Origin of the sequence: Nitrosomonas halophila (assembly GCF_900107165.1) — a bacterium.
Taxonomy (GTDB): domain Bacteria; phylum Pseudomonadota; class Gammaproteobacteria; order Burkholderiales; family Nitrosomonadaceae; genus Nitrosomonas; species Nitrosomonas halophila.
Map to the genome: position 1 here is coordinate 1 of NZ_FNOY01000098.1, position 7,315 is coordinate 7,315.

The 7,315-nt window shown below is 51.3% G+C and carries 8 protein-coding genes and 2 pseudogenes; 5 read left to right on the plus strand and 5 right to left on the minus strand.

The features are described 5' to 3' along the window. Nucleotides 1-131: 131 nt before the first annotated feature. Nucleotides 132-524: pseudogene (locus BLV85_RS13780) on the minus strand (IS1595 family transposase); the annotation flags it as partial. Between the two features lie 822 nt (nucleotides 525-1,346). Here BLV85_RS13780 and BLV85_RS13785 point away from each other — a divergent pair. Further along, nucleotides 1,347-1,796, plus strand: a complete 450-nt coding sequence (locus BLV85_RS13785) for a hypothetical protein (protein WP_090415812.1) — start codon at nucleotides 1,347-1,349, stop codon at nucleotides 1,794-1,796. On the opposite strand, the gene BLV85_RS15355 is transcribed toward BLV85_RS13785, so the two are convergent. Then, nucleotides 1,775-2,071 (minus strand): hypothetical protein, encoded by a 297-nt coding sequence (locus BLV85_RS15355; protein WP_176974050.1) that lies wholly within the window; start codon nucleotides 2,069-2,071, stop codon nucleotides 1,775-1,777. The genes BLV85_RS13785 and BLV85_RS15355 overlap by 22 nt on opposite strands. On the opposite strand from BLV85_RS15355, the gene BLV85_RS13790 reads away from it, so the two are divergent. Further along, a complete protein-coding gene (locus BLV85_RS13790) occupies nucleotides 2,060-2,797 on the plus strand; it encodes a DUF481 domain-containing protein (protein WP_176974051.1) in 738 nt (245 codons plus the stop codon). The two genes, BLV85_RS15355 and BLV85_RS13790, sit on opposite strands and share 12 nt — an antisense overlap. Before the next feature lie 3 nt (nucleotides 2,798-2,800). Here the strand turns inward: BLV85_RS13790 and BLV85_RS13795 are convergent, their stop codons facing one another. Both BLV85_RS13795 and BLV85_RS13800 read right to left on the minus strand, forming a co-directional pair. Next, nucleotides 2,801-3,085, minus strand: coding sequence for a hypothetical protein (locus BLV85_RS13795; RefSeq protein ID WP_143032357.1), 285 nt, complete (start codon nucleotides 3,083-3,085; stop codon nucleotides 2,801-2,803). A 215-nt stretch (nucleotides 3,086-3,300) separates the two neighbouring features. Further along, the gene (locus BLV85_RS13800) at nucleotides 3,301-3,675 is read right to left on the minus strand and encodes a DUF4168 domain-containing protein (RefSeq protein ID WP_090415815.1); all 375 of its coding nucleotides are present in this window, start codon (nucleotides 3,673-3,675) and stop codon (nucleotides 3,301-3,303) included. Nucleotides 3,676-3,982: 307 nt separating this feature from the next. Between BLV85_RS13800 and BLV85_RS13805 the strand changes: the two genes are divergently transcribed. Beyond that, nucleotides 3,983-4,951: an NAD-dependent epimerase/dehydratase family protein gene (locus tag BLV85_RS13805; RefSeq protein WP_245725234.1), complete on the plus strand. Its 969-nt coding sequence runs from the start codon at nucleotides 3,983-3,985 to the stop codon at nucleotides 4,949-4,951. Between the two features lie 9 nt (nucleotides 4,952-4,960). Further along, entirely contained in the window at nucleotides 4,961-6,184 is a 1,224-nt protein-coding gene (locus BLV85_RS13810; protein ID WP_090415816.1) for an aminotransferase class I/II-fold pyridoxal phosphate-dependent enzyme, read from the plus strand. A gap of 83 nt (nucleotides 6,185-6,267) precedes the next feature. Here BLV85_RS13810 and BLV85_RS13815 read toward each other — a convergent pair whose 3' ends face one another. Further along, nucleotides 6,268-6,498, minus strand: coding sequence for a hypothetical protein (locus BLV85_RS13815; protein WP_176974052.1), 231 nt, complete (start codon nucleotides 6,496-6,498; stop codon nucleotides 6,268-6,270). A 116-nt stretch (nucleotides 6,499-6,614) separates the two neighbouring features. On the opposite strand from BLV85_RS13815, the pseudogene BLV85_RS15740 reads away from it, so the two are divergent. After that, nucleotides 6,615-6,965 (plus strand): annotated as a pseudogene (locus BLV85_RS15740) (transposase); the annotation flags it as partial. Nucleotides 6,966-7,315 lie beyond the last annotated feature (350 nt).

The window sequence follows — 7,315 nt, forward strand, 5'->3', positions numbered from 1 at the left end:
CAAAACTATTTGGAGCATCATTTTGAACCTAAAGGTGATGATAATTTCAGAACCGAAAGCTAAACGGGTCTTAAGACCCGTATCCTGACTTTAGTCATTGTCACTAACCCACCAGCTTTAGCTGGTGGTTGTTTAGTGAGATATTCCTGCAGATATCTGGGCGATACGCCGTGATAAGTGCCTAACAGGAACGCCTTGAGGTTGCCGATGGCAATATGCACCCAGGGCAACCACTCGCCTGCCATATCAGGTGGCGTCACCCGTGCAGCATGATGCTGGGTTTTGCCAATTTCCGTCAGAGAAGCCAGCGCATCACTGCGCACCAACTGACCGGGCGGGAGATGACATTGAACAAACCTTGCTACCGTTTCATGAGTAACAGCACAGACCTGTTGCATGGCGATAAATCCGGCACGCTTGCTCCGGTTCTCAATTGCCACCAATACTGACGATTTTCCCTCAGCACCGCGACCACCCACCAAGGCATCGTCAATTTCAATCAGATCTTGCAGCCGATAGATAGAGCTTACTCAGAAAGTATAAATGTGTGTTTTTGAATTGAAATATCATATAAATAAATATTTAAGTGCAAGGTTTTTGAACAAAATATGCGAAAACCCTTGTACTTGATTTGAACGCAAGCTCACCCAAGCTCACCCATGCTCAATTAATCATATTAAACCGCATATTATTAGAAAAAATATTCTTTACAAAACAATTGGTTGTTAATTTTAAATTTCAAACGATCATAAGAAATACTTTTTGAGTAAGCTCTAATTTACTAAAGGTTTAGTAGGGAATGTCCCGATGCATGGTCGCCAAAAGCGTCTGGATGGCTGTGGCCCGTTGGGTCTCGCCATGAACGGCAGTTAAGGTATATGCGGTAGTCATTTTTACTGTCCCGTCTTTGCGAGCGCAGCGAAGCAATCCAGCCCAACGTCAACCCGGCCTTGATGCCGAATGCCTCGCCAGGCAGGCCGCAGGGAAGATTGCCCATGGTTTTATAAAAAGCAGTACGTATTAACACACAGCATGCTGCTGCATGATCACTCGAAACCATTGTTTGAAAACAGTCTCATAGCATAATCTACGAGCGACTTACTTGGGTGAACGAAACCCGAGTTTACATCACCATGACTCGTATTATATTGAGGCGCTAGACATAACGCAGGCGTTTCCAAACAGCTTCTTAAGGAAGGCTTTATTTTTTTGCTGGATGCATGAAGCGTAGAATGATTCCTGATCAGTTTTATGGTGCGCAAGCGCGTCTTGCGCGATGAGAATTGTTCGGCGACATATTGGCTTAGGATTGTTGCCGGTATCTTCATTTGGTAGAGGAGGGCACCATGACTTGGGCTGAGAAAACTTGGGCCGAGAAAAGAATCCGCGCATACCACAAAGGCCAGCCGGCGACGTTTGTCGAGCGGCTGATTCTGAGTTTTACCCATCCGATCGCGCTGCTTCTGGCAATGATCGGGCTGCTGATGCTGATTGGCGGCCTATGGCTTCATGCCTGGCCATGGATGGGCGCGGGTGTGGCCGTGTACTTGTTGGGCTTGGGGTACGGATATTTCAGGGGGTGGCCTGACCGGAAGCTTGAACTGTACCGGCATGGCGGGCAGGCAAGCCTGCTGGATCAGCGGATCCTGGAACATGCGCATCCACTGCATCTCGTTTTTGCAGCCGTGGGGTTCGTGATGATTGGCTACGGTCTTTGGGTGCAGGGCTGGCTCTGGATTGTCGCCGGCATCATCCTGAATTTTGCCGGTCATGTTTATACCTGGCTAATAAAATAAACCCATAGGATTCTGGCAGCGTTGGCAGGCTGAGCTTCTGGCCTGCGGCTTGATATTCCACCACCTACGCCTGATGGCTGTTCCGGCGGCAGGCTGTTGAATTGTCGCCCTTTGGGCAGCTTGGCGACGATAAAAGCGGCAACGAAGGCTACTGCCCACTTTGTTTCTGGGGGTCCGCGCAACAGATCGCTTTCTGTATAATAACGCGGTTTCGAATGTCGTTCTGCCTCGCATCTGATTTGTTTCCCCCTGAGATTTTGTTGATGAAAACTCATGCCCGCGTGTTTGTGCTTGGCTTCCCTATTATGTTGCTTGGATTATTGTTCAGCCTGCTGGCGCATGCGGATGAGGAAGAGCCGGAAAGTCCATGGTCCGGCTCGGCCCGGTTCGGCTACTTGGCCACCTCGGGCAACACCAATACAGACAGCATCAATGGACGGCTGTCGGTGAAATACCAGCCTGGATCATGGAAGTATCACGCCTTTGCTGGCGGGCTGGGTGCCCGTGAGGATGGACGCACGACGGCCGAAGCCTACGATGCTGGCGGTGGTGCGACCTATGATTTCAACCAGTTTGATTATGCGTTTGGCCGCGTCAACTGGCGCAGGGATAGATTCGCTGGCTTCAAGCAGCAAATCAGTGAGGCGGTCGGGTACGGCCGTCGGCTGGTCAACCTGCCCCGGCAGCACCTGAACGTCGAGATCGGCGCGGGTGCGCGGCAGTCCAGGCGGCGCACCGATGAAAATTTGAACGAGGGGATTTTGCGGCTGGCTACCGATTACGAATTCCGCTTCAATGATGTGGCGGCATTTAATTTTGACTTGGCCATGGAGAGCGGTTCCCGCAACACCTTTGCCGAAGGGGTGGCCGCAATCAAAACCAAGTTGCTGGGTGCGTTGGGTATGGTGGCATCCTACAAAGTCCGTCACAATTCCAATGTGCCTGCGGGAAACGCTCGAACAGATACCTTCACGGCAATATCGCTGGAGTATAAATTTTGAAATTCAATGTTCCCATTTGGCCAGCGGTTGATTGGAGGGATTGCAAGGGGGCGCTGAATTTTCGTGATCATCCCGCGCAGCCTGAGCCCCTCCATCTATACTGATTACTTCCAAGCTGGGGACAATGATGCCTTTGTTACCTGCCTGCCGCCATTCCAGGAAGGTGTTCGGCATCATGGCCAGCACCAGCAGGTGCGAAGCTGGCAGAATGCGGTAGGGTGCGCTTGCGCATCCTGTGATGACTGTGACACAAAATATTTGTTTTTCTCCAGAATTTTCTTGATCCACGGCGTGACCCAACGGGCCGCAGCCAGCCAAATGCTCTTCGGTGGCAATATCTCGCTGCAATGGCCATGGAGGCTGAAGGTGCTGCCTGAAAACAGCAATTTCCAGGCAGCTTCCAATGTTTCAGAATTATTCGTGTGCTTTCGTGTCCATTTGTGGTGACCGCTTGGCAACACGTATTCTTGCAGGTAAAGCGCCCAATGGATGGGGTTCGTGTATTACCTGACTGATTCTTGTCCCCCAAAAACTTGTTGCCTCAACTTGGGATCCTGCTCAAGCATTGCGATGATTTCACCGTATTGCTTTACCGACAAGCCCGACTCTTCCACGGCTTCAATCATTTTTTCCTGAGCCTGTATTCGTACAGCCTGGGCTTTTTGCTCATCGGTTACTGTGTTTAACTGTGCATTAAAATGTTGTTGAATTGAGACTACAGCTGAATAAGCCTTGGTGAATTGATTCAATGTTTTCTGATCAATATTTTGTGTGGCTGGGGCAACTTGCTGAGTAGGGGCAGCCTCTTGTGCATATACGTTTGTCGTGACCAAGAAAGCGGCCATGGCTATAGCGGCTGATTTGGTTTTGAAAGTCATGCAGTCTCCTTTTTGGGTTGAGAGAGTGACAGCTATTTTTAGCTGGTTATTTGATAGAAATGATGTGTGACAGCTGGGTTTTAGCCATTATCATTGAGACTATCAACTGTGGAATGTTAAGAAAAGCTATTTAATAACATGCACTTACAAAAATATATCTTAAGCAAGTGTATTTGTGTGATGATCGGGAACTTAATAAGTTTCATTAAATTTGTGATTAATTGCTTGGTGGAGCCCTATGCGTTGTCGGGCCATTGGCCGTCCAGATGCAGATTTTCATGCTCATTGAAGCATCATCGAATATACAGTGAGGTGGACGATTAAAAAGATCTTAGTGACCGGTGCGACCGGACAAATCGGTTCGGAGTTGACGATGGCCTTGCGCGGCCGGTTTGGCGGGGAGAATGTGGTGGCAGCCGGTTATAACAGGCAGCCACCCAATGATTTGCTGCAGTCGGGGCCTTACTATGGTTTCGATGTGCGCGATCGGCTAGCTTTGCAGCAGATTGTCGGAGATCATCGGATCGATACGATTTTTCACCTGGCTTCGCTGCTGTCGGCAGTCGCGGAGGTAAAGCCGCAACAGGCCTGGGATATCAACATCAACGGCTTGCTGCATGTGCTGGAGGCGGCGAGGCAGTTTGGCTGCGCGGTATTTTTCCCGAGCTCCATCGGCGCTTTTGGCCCCGATACCCCGGCTATCGATACGCCACAGGATACCATTCAGCGTCCAGCCACTTTGTACGGGATTACTAAGGTGACGGGGGAGCTGCTGTGCGATTATTATCATCGGCGTTTTGGTGTGGATGCTCGTGGCTTGCGTTATCCAGGATTGATTTCGCATGTGACGCTGCCAGGGGGCGGCACGACGGATTATGCGGTCGATATTTTTTATGAGGCGGTCAGGCACAGGCATTACGATTGCTTTCTCAGGGCTGACACCCGGCTGGATATGATGTATATGCCGGATGCGATCGATGCTGCAATCCAGTTGATGACGGCGGATGGACGTCAGCTGCATCATCGCAATGCCTTCAATATCACGGCCATGAATTTCACACCGCAGCAATTGGCTGCGGAAATCCAGACGCATCTTCCCGGATTTACGATCGATTACCGGATTGATCCGGTGCGGCAGGCTATCGCCGATTCCTGGCCGCGGCAGGTGGATGATAGCGCTGCGAGAGCGGAATGGGGCTGGCAACCACGCTATCAGCTGTCGCAGATGGTCGAGGATATGCTGGCAAAAATCACAGTCAAATTGGCGCAAGGCTAGGAGGGCACAATGTCGCTGACAAAAATTGAGCAACTGTTTCAGGAAAAATTGGCTCAGTTGCAAGCGCAGGGGATCAGCAAGGGCAACGAAAAAGTGATTACTGGCAGGCAGGCTGCCGCGGAGGGCTTGGGTCCGCGCTATTTTCTGCAGGGTTACGGCCAACAGGCATTCCTGCGCATGAATTCCAATTCCTATCTGGGACTGGCCGAGCATGCCCGGCTCATGCAGGCCGAGGCGGAAGCGGTCGAGCGATTTGGCACGGGGCCCGGTGCGGTGCGCTTCATCAGCGGGACTTGCCAGCCTCATGTCGAACTGGAACAAAAGCTGGCGCAGTTTCATGGGCGTGATGCGGCCATGATCATGAGCGCGGCTTATGCGACCATGGTGGGGGTGTTGCCGCAGTTTATCTCGGATGAGACGCTAGTCATCAGCGATGCCCTCAACCATAATTGCATCATCAACGCGATTCGTTTGGCACACCCGGCTAGAAAGGAAATCTATGCGCATAACGATGTGAATGCGCTGGACCGTCTGCTGGACGCCAATAAAGGGCAGGTCAAGCGTGTCTGTGTCGTGACGGATGGCATTTTCAGCATGCGCGGTGATCATGCGCCGCTCGACCGGATCAATCGGTGCTGCCAACGGCATGCGGACGGCTACGAGGAAGGAATCATCACGGTCGTTGATGATTCACATGGAGTGGGCGCTTTCGGAGAAACCGGACGAGGCACCGAGGAGTACATGGGCAGCCAGGCCGATATCCTGATTGCGACACTCGGCAAGGCATTTGGGGTCAATGGGGGATATATCGTGGCGAGCAAGATAGTCATCGATTACCTGCGGGAGACGGCACCTTTGTATATCTATTCAAACCCGATCACACCCGCCGAAGCTGCTGCAGCCCTCGCGGCACTCGATATTGTGGACAGCCAGGAAGGGGCGCATCTGCTGGCGAAATTGCGCAAGCTGAGCGCTCTGCTCAGGTCGGGTCTGGAGCAGCTGGGCTTTGAAACCTTGCCCGGCGAACATCCGATCGTGCCGATTCTGGTGAGGGATACGCAAAAAACCTCGGCACTGGTGGCGCACCTATTTGCGCAGCGGATTCTGGTCACAGGGCTCAATTATCCGGTTGTGCCCAATGGGGAGCAGGAAATCAGACTGCAGGTATCTGCCGATCATACCGAGCAAGACATCGATTATTTACTGGCCGCGCTGGCCAATTTCGGCGCCTGAAGTGTCTGTGCGCATAGGATTGTCCGGTTGATCTTAACGGGCCGGCTGGGCTGTTTGCTTGTTTGATAAAGACCTGTTCAAAATCAGATTTCGGTCTCTTCCTGTGCGATCGAAGCATTGCTGATTACTTCCACATCGCCGTTCAGGCTCATCAATAAGGTCTCGACCTCGATTTTCGGGTATTTTTCAACGATCATGCTTTTGAGCCGCATCAGCCTGGTGCTATGCGCGATGGTTTCCTTCTGTGCATCCTTGGCATAGTCTTCGCCGAGCAGTTCCCGGTATGCGCCACAATCTCGATGATCCATGACCATGACGGTATGTAGAGCTTACTCAGAAAGTATAAGTAACTGATTCTATATTAGAATCACCTCTATTCTGATAAAATAGTGCACGTAAATAAGACAAATAACCCCAAAAACCGTGCACGATGATCCGCTACCAGAACCAGAAACAACGCTCCCTCGAAGGATTTGATACCCCGCCCGGCATGGTTCTTGATCCGAGGAATCGCTGGGTAAGACTGAGTGATTGCATGCCGTGGGACGAATTGGCCGATAGCTACTACAAGACACTCTCCCGGACATTAGGACGTCCATCCAAGGATGCGCGGATAGTAATCGGAGCAGTCATCATCAAACACAAGTTATCGGTTTCGGATGAGGAAACGGTAGAGCAGATCCGGGAGAACCCGTACCTGCAATATTTTATCGGACTGAAAGGCTTTCAATCGAAAGCACCTTTTGCGCCCTCGTTACTGGTTGAAGTACGCAAGCGCATGGGGCAGACAGTATTTGATTAATTCCATGCGGCCATCATTAAGGCCGTCGAGCAGAAAAAGGCAAAGAAGCCTGACCAGGATAATGATGGCGGTAGCCCTGGCAGGACGGCATCGAATCGCAGCGAAGATGACTGTCATATTGCAGCTGTCCCGGTCACTGCAAAGCAGTCTTCAACGTCAGACAAAACACCCCGCAATCAGGGGAAAATGATCATAGACGCCACCGTGGCCGAACAGGCGATTCGTTTTCCGACAGATCTTGGATTGCTGAATGAAGCACGCGAATTGAGCGAACACATCATCGATGTGCTGCATGAAAAAAGTCACCGGCCGCAGAAAAAGAAACCGCG